Consider the following 14,761-nt stretch of genomic DNA (forward strand, 5'->3'; position numbering starts at 1 on the left):
TCACTTTGATATCTTCAATTCGAACCCTCAAGGACGTACCGCCATGAAAGAGAAGTCGCTGTCCTCCCTCAACGGCCTGGGCGCGCTCGCCGGGTCCCTGGTCGTAGCCCTCGCCGGCGGCGCCCTGTTCGTGGCCGGGGTCGCGGCGAAGGCCAGCACCGGCTCGCCCAACGTGCTGCTGATCCTGGCCGGCCTGCTGATCGCTGCGCTGGCGCTGGTCGCGCTGGCCGGCCTGTACACCGTGCAGCCCAACCAGGCGGCGGTGGTCAGCCTGTTCGGCAAGTACGTCGGCACCGTCAAGGACAACGGCCTGCGCTGGAACAATCCCTTCTTCAGCAAGCGCCGCGTGAGCCAGCGCGTGCGCAATTTCGAGAGCGGCAAGCTGAAGGTCAACGAGCTGGACGGCAGCCCGATCGAGATCGCTGCGGTGATCGTCTGGCAGGTGGTCGATGCCTCCGAAGCGGTCTACAACGTGGACGACTACGAGAGCTTCGTGCACATCCAGTCCGAATCGGCGCTGCGCGCGATGGCCACCAGCTACCCCTATGACCAGCACGAGGACGGTCAGCTGGCGCTGCGCAGCCATGCCAGCGAGATCTCCCAGCACCTGAAGAACGAACTGGCCGAGCGCCTGGCCGATGCCGGCGTGCAGGTGATCGATGCGCGCATCAGCCACCTCGCCTACGCCGCTGAAATCGCCCAGGCGATGCTGCAGCGGCAGCAGGCCAATGCGGTCATCGCCGCACGCACGCGCATCGTCGCCGGTGCGGTCGGCATGGTCGAGATGGCGCTGGCCGAGCTGCAGAAGAACGGCGTGGTGCAGCTGGACGAGGAGCGCAAGGCGCACATGGTCAGCAACCTGTTGACGGTGCTGTGCTCGGACCGCGGCACGCAGCCGGTCGTCAACACCGGCTCGCTGTACTGAGCCACCCTCGCAACGGGGCGCCCCACCGCCCCGCCAGGAGTCTGCATGAGCGAGAAAAAAGCCTATCCGCTGCGCATCAACGCCGAGGTCCTGGCGGCCGCACAGCGCTGGGCGGACGATGAACTGCGCAGCCTCAACGCACAGATCGAATACGTGCTGCGCGACGCACTGCGCAAGGCAGGCCGCCTGCCGAAACCCAAGCCATCGCCGGAGGACAAGAAATGAGCAAGCGCTGGAGCTACCTGACCGTCGAGGTCAAGACATCCATGATGGGCCTGCAGAAAGCTGACGACATTCAGGCCGAACTCAGCCGCCAGGGCCAGCTCGGCTGGGAACTGGTCAACATCATCGTCCCGGCGCCAATGCGCCCGGCCCTGCTGGTCTTCAAGAAGGAGCTGTGACCATGAGCGCACGCCGCTCGTTGCTTGCTGTTTCCCTTGCCCTGTTGTCCGCCAGTGCATCCGCTGGTGAACCGCAGCAGGTCGCAGCACGCCTGCTCGATCACCTGCAGGCAGGGCGCACCGCCGATGCCGAAGCCATGCTGACACCGCAGATGGCCGCGGCCGTGCCTGCCGACAAGCTGCAGGGCCTGTGGCAGTCGCTGGGTGAACTGAAGCAGCGCGGCCCGGCGCACAGCAGTGAGCAGCAGGGCCTGCACCTGGTGGAAGTACCGTTGCAGTTCGCCAGTGGCGCGGTGATCGCGCAGGTTGCGGTGAACGGGCAGGACAAAGTAGCGGGCCTGCTGCTGCGCCCGGCCCCGGCCGCCAAGGCAGCGCCACCGCCGGCCGACGCGAACTACAGCGAAGCCGATTTCAGCGTGCCACAGGCACGCGGTGCGCTGCCCGGCACACTGTCCCTGCCCAAGGGCAAAGGACCGTTTCCGGCCGTAGTGCTGGTGCACGGCTCCGGCCCACAGGATCGCGACGAAACCATCGGTGGCAACCGCCCGTTCCTGGACATCGCCCGCGGCCTGGCCGCACAGGGCATCGCCGTGCTGCGCTACGACAAGCGCACCCATGCCCGTCCCCAGGACTTCCAGAGCGACACCTTCAACGTTGATGACGAGACCACCGACGACGCCGTCGCAGCGTTGAGCGCGTTGGCGGCGGACCCACGCATCGACGGCAAGCGGATCTTCGTGCTCGGCCACAGCCAGGGCGGCATGCTCGCCCCGCGCATCGCCAGCCGCTGGCCACAGGCTCGCGGCGCGATCCTGTGGGCCGCGCCGGCGCGCACATTGCTTGAACTGCTGCCGGAGCAGAACCGCTACCTGTTGTCGCTGGACGGCTCGATCAGCGCCCCGGAACAGACGTTCCTGGACAAGCTGGCAGCACAGATTGCCGCAGCCCGCAGCGACACCACTGTGCCGACCAGCGAACTGCCACTGGGCGTGCCGCAGACGTTCTGGAAAAGCATCGAAGCGGTGAACGCACGCGGCGACGCGGTTGCGCTGAAGAAACCACTGCTGATGCTGCACGGGGGCCGCGACTTCCAGGTACCGGAAACGGATTGGGCATTGTGGAAAAAAGCCCTGGCCGATCGCCGGGACGTGCAATGGAAGGCCTACCCTGCCCTCAACCACATCGGCATCGCCGGCAGCGGCCCCAGTTCATTGAAGGAATACGCACAGCCGGGCCACGTCGATGGGCAGCTGATCGATGACGTGGCGCGTTGGGTGGAGGCGCAGCGATGAGCGGCAGTGATGCACGCCCGTTCGAGGTTGCCGAAAGTTCTTCGCTGCGGGTGCTGTGGGTGCTGCTGCCACTGCTGGCGGTACTGGGCGTGAGCATGTGGGCACAGCTGCACGACAATCGCAGCGAGGCTCCCTGGATGGAGGTCACCCTGTCGCCGCCGTTCTTCCTGATGGGCGGCAGCGCGGCATGGAGCCTGGCGGTGATCGTGCTGATGGGCATCGGCCTGGGCTGGGCGTTCTTCCGTCGCCGGGTGGAGCTGGCAGGCAACGTGCTGGACGTGCGTTCGACGTTGTACCGTCGCCGCACGCCGGTGGCCGACCTGCTGCTGGACCAGGCCGAGGTGGTCGACCTGGGCCGTGATCGTCGCTACGGCATCCGCTTCAAGACCAACGGCTACAGCATGCCCGGCTTCTACTCCGGGCACTTCCGCCTGCAGCGCGGCGGCAAGGGCTTTGCCCTGGTCACCGACCGCGCACGCACGCTGGTGATTCCGGTGCGCGGCGGCAGCACCCTGCTGCTCAGCATGGAGCGCCCGCAGGCCTTGCTGGAAGCGCTGCGCAAGGTGGCCGCCACGGCGCCACGGCAGTAAGCTGGATCGATGCACCGTAGCACTCCGCTGTTGATCAATACCGAGACCGTCGAACTGTGGCCTGCGCCGCTGCTGCGCGCGCGCAGCAATCTCGACGCCCGCCTGCTGGCCCGCGCGCAATGGGTACTGCGGCGCAAGCGCGATGGCCGCTACCTGGCGGCAGTACTGGCGCACGGTGTGCACTCGCTGGTGCCGCGCCTGCCACGCGAGCCCGGCGTGGAGGACGCGCTGGCCCTGCTGGATGGCGCACGGTCACGACCGTTCGGCGCTGCACTGGAAGACCAGTGGCTGCCGCTGGTTGGCCTGCAACAGCGCCTGCAGCAGCTGGGCCTGGATGCACAGCGCTATGCGCACGACAGCGGGCTGGCACTGGAAGCCGAGCCGTGCGTGCTGCACTTGGCCGGACGTGATCGCTTTGCCCGCCCGTTGTGGCTGCGCCGCGGTGCCGCGCAGGGCTGGCGACGGATGCGCCTGCATGCCGCCCGGGATGGCATTGCACTGGACGCGATCTCCGGCTTCCGCAGCCATGCGTATCAGCTCGGCATTTTCGAACGCAAGCTGGCGCGCGGGCAGAGCGTGCCGCAGATCCTGAAGGTCAATGCCGCCCCTGGTTTCAGCGAACACCACAGTGGCCACGCGCTGGACATCGGCACACCGGGTGATGCGCCGGCAGAGGAGAGCTTCGAGGCGACGGCTGCGTTTGCGTGGCTGCAGGCCAATACCGCGGCGCACGGGTTCCATCTGAGCTATCCGCGCGACAACCCGCATGGGATCGTCTACGAACCGTGGCACTGGTGCTGGAAACCGGCCAACGGCTGAGCCCCTCGTGGCGGCTGCTCGACTGCGGTCCTCGGGCTGGCCGGGAGGGGGGGCGGCGCAGGGGCCGCTGCAAGTACGTCCATGTAAGCTCGGGCGCGCCATCCATGGCGCTTACGCCCCTGCGCCGCCCCCCCCCCTCCCGGCCACGGACAGTTTCCGGGTGCGTCCGCCACGGAATTGAACAAACAAAAAAGCAAAGGCAGACGCGGGTCGCTGCGCTCGACGCCGGGCGTGGCCCGGCTCTACCAGTGCTTGGGCGTTGCGGCTAGCGCCGCAGCGCGTTGATCGCCAGCAGTACCCATCCGGCCATCAGCGTGGTGCCACCTACTGGCGCCAGCCGGGTCGGCCACTGCCACAGCGCACCGCCCACCAGGCTGCCGGAGAACAGCAGCACGCCCAGCAGCAACACGTACAACGACAGATGCGCGATCGCACCCTGCGCGCGGGGGCCGAGGGCGGCCAGTACCGCTCCGTGGGCAAAGGCGTACAACGCCGCCATGTTCAGGTGCTGCTGCGCCAGCGGATCGGACACGCCATGCGCGGCATAGGCCGAGAGACCGATCGAGGCCGCTGCCAGCAGCGCCCCCAGGCAGGCTAGCAACGACGGTTTACGCGCGCGTCGTTCGGAATTGAACATGACAGCTCCTTGCGCAATGCCCGACACCGGGCTCGGGATGAAAAAAACGCGCCGCAGGAAGCGGCGCGTTTTCGTGTCCAGCACTACATGGGTCAGCCGAGGCTTACTTGACGGCCCAGTAGATGTCGTACGTCGCTTCCGGGGTGAACGACTTGTCCACGCCGTCCTTCCAGGTTTCGTACGGACGGTCGATGACTTCGTTGCCCGAGGTCACGGCCCAGGCGCGCAGGGCGCTGCGGGCAACGTCCAGGCCTGCCATGTGACCGGTGTAGGCCGCATGCGCCGAACGGTGCGGAGCAACGCGGACGTACTTGACCGGAGCGCCACCGTCGATCTTGACGGTCAGCTGTTCGGCCGGCACGCCTTCAGCACCCTTCTTTTTCACCGGCTGGGCGATGTCGAAGGCGTACTTCTCAGCACCGAAATCGGTGGTGATGATACGCAGCGGACCGGCGGCTTCCAGGCCATTGGCCTCGATCACGCGCTTGATCCACTCCTGGTTGTCCTTGATGGACTTGCTGATGGACTCCTGGCCACGATCGACGTTGCCGGCGGTGACGACCAGCAGGTCCTCGGCCGGGACATCGACGATGCCCAGATCGGTCAGCGGAGCTTCGGAAGTGCGGTAGTCGACATTCGGCACGGTGGCCAGCATGTTCGCCATGCGCGACAGGCCCATCTTGATGTCATCGCCGATCTGGCGGCTGACATACAGGCCTGCGTAGCGACCGAACAGGTCAAAGCCATACTTCACCGAGTAGTCCTGGGTGATCTTGACGTTGCGACCGCCCTTGCCGGTCGGCTCCAGGGTGAAGGTGCTGACCTTATCGTGACCCTTGGTGGCGTCGTCGATGGCGATAACAACACGCTTGTTCTCTTCGGCTTCGGTCACCTTCCAGGAACCGGTGCCCAGGTCCTTGGAGGTGTAGTCGAGAGTGGCACCGACGCCGGAGACCGGGCCGGACAGCTTCAGTTCAACGGCGGGATCGCGCAGTACCAGCGGGTTCCAGTCCTTGAAGCGGCGCAGACTGCTGACCGTGTCGTACACGATCGTCATCTTGCGGTTGGTCTCGATGCTTTCGGTGATGTGACGCTCGCCCGGCAGACAGACGCCAATGATGACGAACAGGCCAGCCACGATCCCCAAGGCGATCAGGAACTCGATAATACGGGTCATTCAGAGAGTCTCCGGGGCCGATCCCACGGCCGGGTTGATTGAAGCGAAGCGCCAATCCTAGCAGGCTTCGCGGGCATTGGTTATCGGGATTGGCGCACCGGTTTCCGTGCCGGCTGCGCATTTGTATGCACAAAGAATTCGAAGGGTAACGCATCCGCGTACCCGGCATGTAGGGGGCAAGTGGGGGGCAACCCTGAATCCGGGCCCAGGCTGCGTGCCAAGTCTTTGTCGCTAAAGGATTTTCCTCACACCAACTGGAGTTCAAACGCTTTCAGGACTGCACGCGTACGGTCACGTACGCCCAGTTTGGAAAGGATGTTGGACACATGGTTCTTGATCGTGCCCTCGGCGACCCCCAGCGAATTGGCGATCTCCTTGTTGGAGAAACCGCTGGCCATCAGCCGCAGGATCTCGGTCTCACGGTCGGTCAGCGGGTCGGGCCGGTCCAGGCTGACGAAATCGTTGCGCATGTGCTCCAGCCCGGACAGCAGCCGCTGGGTCACCGCCGGCTGCACCAGTGAACCGCCATCGGCCACCGTGCGGATCGCCCCGACCAGCTGCGCCAGGGTCACGTCCTTGAGCAGGTAGCCCTTGGCCCCGGCCTTGAGCCCGGCCAGCACCAGCTGGTCATCGTCGAAGGTGGTCAGGATGATGGTCGGCGGCAGCTGTTCCTGCCGTGACAGCACCTGCAGCGCCTCCAGCCCGGACATCACCGGCATGCGCATGTCCATCAGGACCACGTCCGGGCGGATCTGCGGGATCAGCTCGACCGCCTGGCGGCCATCGGCGGCCTCGGCCACCACTTCGATGCCGTCGTCGAGCGCCAGCAGCGAGCGGATCCCCTGCCGCACCAGGGTTTGGTCGTCGACCAGGCAGACGCGAATCATCAACGCACTCCTTCAGGAACCTGGGTAAGGGCCGCCAGCACCGTTGCCGGTACCGTCGCCCGCAGCCGGAAGCCTTCGCCGGGGCGGGTCTCCACCTGCAGCTGGCCTCCACATTGTTGCAGGCGTTCGCGCATGCCGCGCAAACCATTGCCCACATTGACCGTTTCCGCCCCGACGCCGTCGTCGCGGGCCTCCACAACTACCTGGTCGGGGACCTCACGGTACACCCGCAGCCAAAGGTGGCGGGCGCCGGCATGGCGCACCGTGTTGGTGATGATCTCCTGGGTACAGCGCAGCAGCACGTGGGCCCGCTGCGGGTCTTCCACGTTCAGCGGCTCCTCGATCTCCAGCTGGATCTCCAGCGAGGGCACGTGCTCGGTCAGCGGGCGCAGGGCAGCGGCCAGGTCGATGGCGCCAGTCTCGCGCAGCTGGCTGACCACCTCGCGCACGTTGCCCAGCAGCAGCTTGGCCAGGGCATGCGAACGCTTCACGTGCTCCAGTGCCTGCCCTTCGGCCAGGTGGCCGGCCACTTCCAGGTTCAGGGTCAACGCGGTCAGCTGATGGCCCAGCAGATCATGCAGCTCGCGCGAAATGCGGGTGCGCTCGTTCACCCGCGCGCTTTCGGCCAGCAGCGCGCGGGTGGCGCGCAGCTCTGCATTCAGCCGGCGCTGCTCCTCGCGCGCCTCGGCCTGGCGGCGGGCCACCAGCGCGATCACGAACACGAAACTGGAGAAACCCATGTAGCCGATGGCCTGCAGCACGGCGATGACCGGCGGGAAGCCCAGTGGCTGGATGTAGACCGGCAGCACGGCCAGGTTGCTGGCCACCAGCCACACCACACCGATGCGCGGGCCCAGCAGCCAGGGCAGCAGGCCGGCCACCACCATCAGCAGGATGCTGCCCAGTGCGGTGCCGGAGAAATAGCTCACGCCGATCGCGCAGGCCGTCAGCAGGATCAGCGCGGCATGGTCGAAGAAGCCGGGCCGGCTTTCGCCCAGCGAGCGGGTCAGCACCCAGTACACGAAGCCGAAGGCCAGGTAGGCCGAGGCCCAGGGAATGATCCGGTAGCCGGCCTCGCCATCCAGGCTCTCCAGCGTCAGCGACACCGGGTCGATCAGGTAGATCGCAAGCCAAAGGCCGACGGTGCCCCAGGTGAACAACCCGGAGTAGCGCAGCATCGCATTGTGGTTGAGTCGGGCCAGCATCACCCATCGTAGCCTGTGTGCGGCCGCTCCCAAGCGCCGAAAGTCATGCTTGGGCATATCCCCCTGTTCATGCCGCAGCCCACCCCGGGCATGCAATAATCGTGCGCAGGGTCTTGTAATGGACCAACCGCGTTACCCCACGGAGTCACAATGTCGATTGTCATCCGCGACGTGCGCGAGCACGAGCTCGATTCCGTCCTGGCTTTGAACAACAATGCTGGCCTGGCCATCCTTCCCCTGGATGCCGAGCGCCTGCGCCTGTTCTATGCAACCGCTGAGTATTTCCGCGTCGCCGAGCGCGACGGCAACCTGGCCGGTTTTTTGATCGGCTTCGGCAGCGACAGCCAGCACGACAGCAGCAATTTCGCCTGGTTCAAGCAACAGCTGAACACCCCTTTCTTCTATATCGACCGCATCGTGGTCGCCAGCCGCCGTCGCGGTGGTGGCGTCGGCCGTGCGTTCTATGCCGACGCGCAGAGCTTCGCCGAGCTGCGCTACCCGCAGATGACCTGTGAGGTCTTCCTGGACCACGGCGCCGATGCCGCCCTGCTCTTCCACGGCAGCTTCGGCTTCCGCGAGCTGGGCCAGAACACCATGCCGCAGGTGGACGTGCGGGCCAGCATGCTGGCCAAGGAACTGTGCAGCTTCCCATGGGTGAACGAAACCTATGGCGGCAAGCTGCCCGATGTGGCCTGGGCGCGCGACCGGCAGCTGCCGGCGCAGGCACAGCGGTCGACGGGGACCTGAGCGTGGCGGTGAATTTCGATTACGAACAGGCTGGTGAACTGAAGATCGGCCAGGTGGGCATTGCCAACCTGCGCATCCGCACCCTTGATGTTGAACGCCTCGTGCAGGAAATGCAGGAACGGGTGAGCCGTGCGCCGAAGCTGTTCGGCCGTGCGGCGGTGATCCTGGACTTCGGTGGCCTCAGCCAGGTGCCCGACGTGGCAACGGCGCAGGCCCTGGTGGATGGCCTGCGCGGTGCTGGCGTACTGCCGGTTGCATTGGCCTATGGCACCAGTGCGGTTGACCTGCTCTCGCAGCAGCTCGGCCTGCCGCTGCTGGCCAAGTTCCGTGCCCAGTACGAGCGCGCCGAAGCAGAGTCTGCCCCGCCACCGGCACCCGCACCGGAACCGCGGCGTGCTGCGCGGGCCGAAGCGAAGGCCGCACCGGCACCGGCTCCGGCCACGCCGATGGGCAAGGCTGCCGATGCCGCCGCGCCACAGCCTGGCCGCATGCAGCTGGGCAACGTGCGTTCGGGGCAGCAGCTGTATGCGGAAAACTGCGACCTGACCGTGATGGCCACCGTCGGCGCCGGCGCCGAGGTCATCGCCGATGGCAGCATCCATATCTACGGAACCCTGCGCGGCCGTGCGCTGGCAGGGGCCCAGGGCAACACCGCGGCACGCATTTTCTGCCGTGATTTCCATGCGGAACTGGTCGCCATTGCAGGCCACTACAAGGTGCTGGACGATGTCCCGGAAACCCTGCGCGGCAAGGCCGTGCAGGTGTGGCTGGAACAGGACCAGATCAAGATCGCTGCGCTGGACTGACGCAGCACCTCAAACAGAATCATCAGGAGAAGTCCTTTGGCTGAAATCATCGTAGTCACCTCCGGCAAAGGCGGCGTCGGCAAGACCACTTCCAGCGCCAGCCTTGCGTGCGGCCTGGCGAAGCGTGGCAAGAAGGTGGCGGTGATCGACTTCGACGTCGGCCTGCGCAACCTCGACCTGATCATGGGCTGCGAACGCCGCGTGGTGTACGACTTCGTGAATGTCGTGCACGGCGAAGCCACCCTCAAGCAGGCCCTGATCAAGGACAAGCGCTTCGACAACCTGTTCGTGCTGGCTGCCTCGCAGACCCGCGACAAGGATGCACTGACCCAGGAAGGCGTGGGCAAGGTCCTGAAGGACCTGGCCGCCGACGGCTTCGATTACATCATCTGCGACTCCCCGGCCGGCATCGAGAAGGGCGCCTTCCTGGCGATGTACTTCGCCGACCGCGCAGTGGTGGTGGTGAACCCGGAAGTGTCCTCGGTACGCGACTCGGACCGCATCATCGGCCTGCTCGATTCGAAGACCCACAAGGCCGAATCCGGACAGGACGTGCCAGCCTTCCTGCTGCTGACCCGCTACACCCCGGTGCGCGTGGAAAGCGGCGAGATGCTCAGCATCGCCGACGTCGAGGAGGTCCTTGGCCTGAAGGCGATCGGCGTGATCCCCGAATCGGGCGACGTGCTCAATGCCTCCAACAAGGGCGAGCCGGTCATCCTGGATGGCGAATCTGCTGCCGGCCAGGCCTATGACGACGCCGTCGCACGCATCCTCGGCGAAGAACGCCCGATGCGCTTCACCAACGTCGAGAAGAAGGGCTTCTTCAGCAAGCTGTTCGGAGGGTAAGCATGGGCCTGTTTGATTTCCTCAAAGCGAAGAAGACCACCGCCGAAACCGCCAAGAATCGCCTGCAGATCATCATCGCGCAGGAGCGCAGCCACCGTGGCGGTCCCGACTACCTGCCACTGCTGCAGCGCGAGCTGCTGGAAGTGATCAAGAAGTACGTCAACATCGACGTCGATGCAGTGAAGGTGGACCTGGTCAAGGATGGCCAGCACGACGTGCTGGACATCTCCGTGGCGCTGCCTGAAGGCCCGGACAAACCCTGACCCCGCGCCCCGCCCGTGCCTGCATGGGCGGGGCTGCCTGACCCGCATGACTGATACCACGCCCGAACCGAACGTTACCCGCGTCGGCGACATCGCCTTCGCCGATGCCCAGCGCCTGCTCGCTGCACATGAGCTGCGGCTGCACCTCGTTGCGCCCGGCGAGCCGATCCCGGGCAGTTACTGGGGCGAGCCCGAGGCGGGCATCATCGCCAGCGACGTGTACGTGCGCGATGACACGCCAGTACACTCGATGCTGCACGAGGCCTGCCACCTGATCGTGCTGCCGCCGGAGCGGCGCGCGCAGGTGCATACCGACGCCACCGATTCGGTGCCCGAAGAAGATGCCACCTGCTACCTGCAGATCGTGCTGGCCGGGCACCTGCCCGGTGTCGGCAGTGAGCGGCTGATGGCCGACATGGATGCGTGGGGGTATACGTATCGATTGGGGTCGACGAAGGCGTGGTTTGAACAGGACGCCGAAGACGCGAAGGCGTGGCTGATCGAACGCGGCTTGCCGGTGGCGTGATCCACCGTGGACCAGGGTCAGATCCCTTTTGCGCAGCAAAAGGGATCCGCCCCCATCGCCCTCAACCCTGCCCCGCCAGTGCGCGCAGGGTGATGCCGACCACATACGCCAGATAGGTACCGGTGGCATAGCCCATCGTGCCCAGCAGCACGCCTACCGGCGCCAACGCCGGATGGAACGCGGCGGCTACCACCGGTGCCGAAGCAGGGCCGCCGATGTTCGACTGCGAACCGATGGCGAAGTAGAAGAATGGCACCTTCAGCAGCTTGCCCAGGCACCACAGCAGCGCGATGTGCACGCTGATCCAGATGATGCCAAGCAGGAACAGCCACGGGCGGTCCAGCAGCGCCAGCAGATCCATCTGCATGCCGATGCAGGCAATCAGGAAATACAGCAGCAGAGAGCCCAGTCGTGAAGCGCCCGCACCTTCCAGGTTGCGAGCCCGAGTAAAGCTCAGGCCCAGGCCGAGCGTGGTCGACAGCACCACCACCCAGACGAACGGCGCATCCAGGCTGAACTGCGACGCCCAGCTGACATTGACCTTGAACCACGCCGCCAGCGGCGCTCCGATGGCATGGGCCAGGCCGACGCCACCGAAGGCCACGGCCACGATCAGCATCAGGTCGGTCAGGCTGGGAATCCGCTCGTGTTCGGCCTGAAAGCGGGTGATGCGCTCCTTCAGCTCGTCGATGGCGGAGGTATCGGCACCGCTGCGTGCATCGATCTTCGCCGCGCGCCCGGCCAGGAAGATCAACGCCGCCATCCACACGTAGCCAACACCCACATCGACCACCGCGAACTGGCCGAAGGTAGTCGCGTTGACATCGAACACTTCGCGCATGGCCAGCATGTTGGCACCGCCGCCGATCCAGCTGCCGGCCAGTGCGGCCATGCCGGCCCAGGTATCACCGGCGACGGTATCGGGATGGATCGCACGCATCACCAGGAACGCCACCACGGCACCCAGCATGATGCTGGCCGAGGCCCCCAGGTACATCAGCACCAGCTTCGGCCCCAGCCGCAGGATGCCCTTGATGTCGACCGCCAGGGTCAACAGGATCAGCGCCGCCGGCAGCAGGATGTCACGCGCGACCGGGTTGTACAGCTTGGTGTTCTGCCCGTCGATCAGGCCGAACGTGTTGTAGATGCCCGGCAGCAGGTAACACAGCAGCAGCGCCGGCACGAAGGTATAGAAGCGCTTCCACAGGCCCTGCTCGCGCGAAGCGGTCCAGAACACGGCGCCAAGGGTGGCGGCGATCAGGCCGAAGACGACGATGTCGTTCTGGATCAGGGCAGTCGAGGGCATGCAGGCATCCTGGTAGTGCCGGCCGCTGGCCGGCAACCCCATGTAGGTAGGTCGCAACGTGCAGTTGCCGGCCAGCGGCCGGCACTACCGGAAAGCCGGGCGCCGCCACATGGGCGGCGCCGGTATCGCTTACTCGCCGATGTGCTGCTTCAGCCAGGCGTTGACGGTGTCATGCCACAGGATGCTGTTGTTCGGCTTCAGCACCCAGTGGTTCTCGTCCGGGAAGTACAGGAACTTCGACTCGATGCCCTGGCGCTGGGCCGCAGTGAATGCAGCCAGGCCCTGCTCGACCGGAATGCGGAAATCCTGCTGGCCATGGATCACCAGGATCGGCTTCTTCCAGTCAGCCACGTGGTTGACCGGGTTGAACTTCTCGTAGTTCGCCGCCTTCTGGTACGGGGTACCGCCCTGCTCCCATTCGGTGAACCACAGTTCTTCGGTGGCATAGCCCATCATGCGCTGGTCGAACACGCCGTCATGGTTGACCAGGCACTTGAACGGGCTGTTCCAGTTGCCGGCGATCCAGTTGACCATGAAGCCGCCGTAGCTGGCGCCCAGTGCGCAGGCCTTGTCACCGTTGAGGAAGTCGTACTTCTTCAGCGCCGCGCTCCAGCCCTTCTGCAGGTCTTCCAGCGGACGGTCGCCCCAGTGCTGGCTGATCGCATCGGTGAAGGCCTGGCCGTAACCGGTGGAGCCATGGAAGTCGATCATCACCACGGCGTAGCCCTGGCCTGCGTACGTCTGCGGGTTCCAGCGGTAGCTCCAGCCATTGCCGAAGCTGCCCTGCGGGCCGCCATGGATCAGGAACGCGACGGGGTAGGACTTGCCTTCCTGGTAGTTGTGCGGCTTGACCACGTAACCGTGCACGGTGTCGTTGTTCCAGCCCTTGAACTCGAACTGCTCGTAGTCGCCGAAGCTCACATCCTTCAGCACTTCGCCAGCGGCCGGGGTCAGTGCGCGCAGCGCGCCGATCGGTTCGCCAGCGGCCGGCAGCAGGCCGACCAGCACCTGGTCGTTGCTCTTCAGGCTGTTGCGGGTGATGGCCACGCTGTTGCCGGCCACGTCGACGGCGGTGACGCTGCCATCGCCGATCAGCTTGGTGGCCTTGCCGCTGGCCACGTCGATCTGGAACAGCGGGTGTTCGCCGAGGTCGTCGGCGGTGGTGTAGATGCTGGCGCCGTCGGCGGACAGAGCGATGCCGCCGGCCGAACGGTCCCACTGCGGCGCGATCTCGCGCGTCTTGCCGCTGGCCAGGTCCATCGCCATCAGGCCGAAGCGGTCCGCCTCGAAGCCCGGGCGCTTCATCGCGCGGTAGAACAGGGTCTTGCCGTCGGCGCTGAACACCGGGCCGGCATCCCAGGCCGGGTTGGACGCGGTCAGGTTGACCGGCGCCTGCTTGCCCGCAGCATCGAAGCGGTACAGGTCGAAGTTGGTCGACCACGGCTCCTGCTTGCCGGCCACGCGGATGCTGGCGACCACGCTGCTGCCATCCGGCGACCAGGCGAAATCGTCATTGCCACCGAACGGCTTGGACGGAGCGTCGCCGTCGATGGTCGCGCTCAGCGCCGAAGCGCCCTTGACCGCACCGGCCTTAGCTGCCGGCAACGGGGCGACGAACAGGGTGTTGCGGCGGCCGTCGTTCCAGGTATCCCAGTGGCGCACGAACAGCGAATCGAAGACCTTGCCGCTGGCCTTGGCGCCTTCCACGTCCTTCAGCTTCTTTTCGGTGCAGGCCAGGTCCGAGGCACAGGCCTGGAACACGCCGGCGCTGAACAGCACGCGGTCGTCCTGCGGCGACACGTGGTAGCTGTCCACGTCCACCGGGAAGTCGGTCAGCTGGCGCGGGGCGCCGCCACTGATCGGCTGTGCGTACAGCTGCTGGCTGCCGTTCCTGGCGCTGAGGAAGTACACGGTCTGGCCATCGGCCGACAGCGATGCGGAGTTGACGTTCCAGCCAGCCGGCGTGATCTGCTTCGGCGGTGCCGCGTCGCGGGTGCGCAGGTTGCGCGCGAACAGTGCGGTGCTGGCCTTGAGGTTGGCATCGGTGCTGCGCTTGGCGAACACCACGGTGCCGCCGTCGGCGGTCAATACCGGCGCGGAGACGCGGTCCATGGCCACCATGTCGCGGACTTCCAGGCCACGGGCAGCGGCGACGCTGGGCAGGGCAGCCAGCAGGCTCAGTGGCAACAGGGCATGACGCAGTTTCATCGGGGTCTCCGCAGGACGGCAAAAAACCGATGGTAGGCCTGCGCGGCCGGGCCTGCCAAGGCCATCGGTCATGGCCGTGGCTGAGCTGCCGCCAGAAAAAGCAAACCGCGTCGTAGCGCGGTTTGT

At 66.0% G+C, this 14,761-nt stretch carries 17 protein-coding genes; 11 read left to right on the forward strand and 6 right to left on the reverse strand.

What is annotated here, in order from left to right:
* Positions 1–43: 43 nt before the first annotated feature.
* From AC1DKR_RS04295 to AC1DKR_RS04320, 6 genes are read left to right on the forward strand one after another with little or no spacing between them, the layout of a single operon-like run.
* Positions 44–925 carry an SPFH domain-containing protein gene (locus AC1DKR_RS04295; RefSeq protein WP_025873866.1) on the forward strand — a complete coding sequence of 294 codons (882 nt, stop codon included), beginning with the start codon at positions 44–46 and terminating at the stop codon, positions 923–925.
* A 45-nt stretch (positions 926–970) separates the two neighbouring features.
* On the forward strand, positions 971–1,150 hold the full coding sequence (locus tag AC1DKR_RS04300) for a type II toxin-antitoxin system antitoxin (RefSeq protein ID WP_478031310.1): 180 nt from the start codon (positions 971–973) through the stop codon (positions 1,148–1,150).
* Positions 1,147–1,326, forward strand: coding sequence for a DUF4177 domain-containing protein (locus AC1DKR_RS04305; RefSeq protein WP_025873867.1), 180 nt, complete (start codon positions 1,147–1,149; stop codon positions 1,324–1,326). Before AC1DKR_RS04300 ends, AC1DKR_RS04305 begins: the two co-directional genes overlap by 4 nt.
* A gap of 2 nt (positions 1,327–1,328) precedes the next feature.
* Positions 1,329–2,618, forward strand: a complete 1,290-nt coding sequence (locus tag AC1DKR_RS04310; protein ID WP_478031313.1) for an alpha/beta hydrolase — start codon at positions 1,329–1,331, stop codon at positions 2,616–2,618.
* On the forward strand, positions 2,615–3,208 hold the full coding sequence (locus tag AC1DKR_RS04315; RefSeq protein WP_478031315.1) for a PH domain-containing protein: 594 nt from the start codon (positions 2,615–2,617) through the stop codon (positions 3,206–3,208). The genes AC1DKR_RS04310 and AC1DKR_RS04315 overlap by 4 nt, the downstream gene beginning before the upstream one ends.
* A 9-nt stretch (positions 3,209–3,217) precedes the next feature.
* Positions 3,218–4,027, forward strand: a complete 810-nt coding sequence (locus AC1DKR_RS04320) for a M15 family metallopeptidase (protein WP_478031318.1) — start codon at positions 3,218–3,220, stop codon at positions 4,025–4,027.
* A 265-nt stretch (positions 4,028–4,292) separates the two neighbouring features.
* Here the strand turns inward: AC1DKR_RS04320 and AC1DKR_RS04325 are convergent, their stop codons facing one another.
* The 4 genes from AC1DKR_RS04325 to AC1DKR_RS04340 form a co-directional block, all read right to left on the reverse strand.
* Positions 4,293–4,664, reverse strand: a complete 372-nt coding sequence (locus AC1DKR_RS04325; protein WP_313283622.1) for a DUF423 domain-containing protein — start codon at positions 4,662–4,664, stop codon at positions 4,293–4,295.
* A 103-nt stretch (positions 4,665–4,767) separates the two neighbouring features.
* Complete coding sequence (locus AC1DKR_RS04330; protein WP_312110863.1) at positions 4,768–5,841, reverse strand: polyketide cyclase; 1,074 nt, start codon at positions 5,839–5,841, stop codon at positions 4,768–4,770.
* 245 nt (positions 5,842–6,086) lie between these two features.
* Positions 6,087–6,728 carry a response regulator gene (locus AC1DKR_RS04335; protein ID WP_025873873.1) on the reverse strand — a complete coding sequence of 214 codons (642 nt, stop codon included), beginning with the start codon at positions 6,726–6,728 and terminating at the stop codon, positions 6,087–6,089.
* A complete protein-coding gene (locus AC1DKR_RS04340) occupies positions 6,728–7,933 on the reverse strand; it encodes a sensor histidine kinase (protein WP_312110867.1) in 1,206 nt (401 codons plus the stop codon). Before AC1DKR_RS04340 ends, AC1DKR_RS04335 begins: the two co-directional genes overlap by 1 nt.
* A 150-nt stretch (positions 7,934–8,083) precedes the next feature.
* Here AC1DKR_RS04340 and AC1DKR_RS04345 point away from each other — a divergent pair, with 150 nt between their 5' ends.
* The 5 genes from AC1DKR_RS04345 to AC1DKR_RS04365 are packed head-to-tail and all read left to right on the forward strand — an operon-like array spanning position 8,084 to position 11,121.
* A complete protein-coding gene (locus tag AC1DKR_RS04345) occupies positions 8,084–8,680 on the forward strand; it encodes a GNAT family N-acetyltransferase (RefSeq protein WP_100551840.1) in 597 nt (198 codons plus the stop codon).
* Between the two features lie 8 nt (positions 8,681–8,688).
* Entirely contained in the window at positions 8,689–9,486 is a 798-nt protein-coding gene (minC, locus tag AC1DKR_RS04350; protein WP_428703374.1) for a septum site-determining protein MinC, read from the forward strand.
* A gap of 36 nt (positions 9,487–9,522) precedes the next feature.
* Positions 9,523–10,332 carry a septum site-determining protein MinD gene (gene minD, locus AC1DKR_RS04355; RefSeq protein ID WP_099819368.1) on the forward strand — a complete coding sequence of 270 codons (810 nt, stop codon included), beginning with the start codon at positions 9,523–9,525 and terminating at the stop codon, positions 10,330–10,332.
* A 2-nt stretch (positions 10,333–10,334) separates the two neighbouring features.
* Positions 10,335–10,595, forward strand: a complete 261-nt coding sequence (gene minE, locus AC1DKR_RS04360) for a cell division topological specificity factor MinE (protein ID WP_005408532.1) — start codon at positions 10,335–10,337, stop codon at positions 10,593–10,595.
* A gap of 46 nt (positions 10,596–10,641) precedes the next feature.
* Positions 10,642–11,121 carry a hypothetical protein gene (locus AC1DKR_RS04365; RefSeq protein WP_312785588.1) on the forward strand — a complete coding sequence of 160 codons (480 nt, stop codon included), beginning with the start codon at positions 10,642–10,644 and terminating at the stop codon, positions 11,119–11,121.
* A 61-nt stretch (positions 11,122–11,182) separates the two neighbouring features.
* On the opposite strand, the gene AC1DKR_RS04370 is transcribed toward AC1DKR_RS04365, so the two are convergent.
* Positions 11,183–12,427: a DUF819 family protein gene (locus tag AC1DKR_RS04370; RefSeq protein ID WP_089239524.1), complete on the reverse strand. Its 1,245-nt coding sequence runs from the start codon at positions 12,425–12,427 to the stop codon at positions 11,183–11,185.
* 129 nt (positions 12,428–12,556) lie between these two features.
* Complete coding sequence (locus tag AC1DKR_RS04375) at positions 12,557–14,635, reverse strand: alpha/beta hydrolase family protein (protein WP_134832156.1); 2,079 nt, start codon at positions 14,633–14,635, stop codon at positions 12,557–12,559.
* Between the last annotated feature and the right edge of the window lie 126 nt (positions 14,636–14,761).

Source organism: Stenotrophomonas sp. 01N47 (assembly GCF_056399165.1).

Excerpts from the sequence above, each read along its gene's own strand:
- AC1DKR_RS04310 (WP_478031313.1), top strand. The coding sequence starts at position 1,329 with ATGAGCGCACGCCGCTCGTTGCTTGCTGTTTCCCTTGCCCTGTTGTCC.
- AC1DKR_RS04330 (WP_312110863.1), bottom strand. The coding sequence starts at position 5,841 with ATGACCCGTATTATCGAGTTCCTGATCGCCTTGGGGATCGTGGCTGGC.
- AC1DKR_RS04315 (WP_478031315.1), top strand. The coding sequence starts at position 2,615 with ATGAGCGGCAGTGATGCACGCCCGTTCGAGGTTGCCGAAAGTTCTTCG.
- AC1DKR_RS04305 (WP_025873867.1), top strand. The coding sequence starts at position 1,147 with ATGAGCAAGCGCTGGAGCTACCTGACCGTCGAGGTCAAGACATCCATG.
- minE (WP_005408532.1), top strand. The coding sequence starts at position 10,335 with ATGGGCCTGTTTGATTTCCTCAAAGCGAAGAAGACCACCGCCGAAACC.
- AC1DKR_RS04320 (WP_478031318.1), top strand. The coding sequence starts at position 3,218 with ATGCACCGTAGCACTCCGCTGTTGATCAATACCGAGACCGTCGAACTG.
- AC1DKR_RS04295 (WP_025873866.1), top strand. The coding sequence starts at position 44 with ATGAAAGAGAAGTCGCTGTCCTCCCTCAACGGCCTGGGCGCGCTCGCC.
- AC1DKR_RS04300 (WP_478031310.1), top strand. The coding sequence starts at position 971 with ATGAGCGAGAAAAAAGCCTATCCGCTGCGCATCAACGCCGAGGTCCTG.
- AC1DKR_RS04365 (WP_312785588.1), top strand. The coding sequence starts at position 10,642 with ATGACTGATACCACGCCCGAACCGAACGTTACCCGCGTCGGCGACATC.
- AC1DKR_RS04325 (WP_313283622.1), bottom strand. The coding sequence starts at position 4,664 with ATGTTCAATTCCGAACGACGCGCGCGTAAACCGTCGTTGCTAGCCTGC.
- AC1DKR_RS04335 (WP_025873873.1), bottom strand. The coding sequence starts at position 6,728 with ATGATTCGCGTCTGCCTGGTCGACGACCAAACCCTGGTGCGGCAGGGG.
- AC1DKR_RS04345 (WP_100551840.1), top strand. The coding sequence starts at position 8,084 with ATGTCGATTGTCATCCGCGACGTGCGCGAGCACGAGCTCGATTCCGTC.
- AC1DKR_RS04375 (WP_134832156.1), bottom strand. The coding sequence starts at position 14,635 with ATGAAACTGCGTCATGCCCTGTTGCCACTGAGCCTGCTGGCTGCCCTG.
- AC1DKR_RS04370 (WP_089239524.1), bottom strand. The coding sequence starts at position 12,427 with ATGCCCTCGACTGCCCTGATCCAGAACGACATCGTCGTCTTCGGCCTG.
- AC1DKR_RS04340 (WP_312110867.1), bottom strand. The coding sequence starts at position 7,933 with ATGCTGGCCCGACTCAACCACAATGCGATGCTGCGCTACTCCGGGTTG.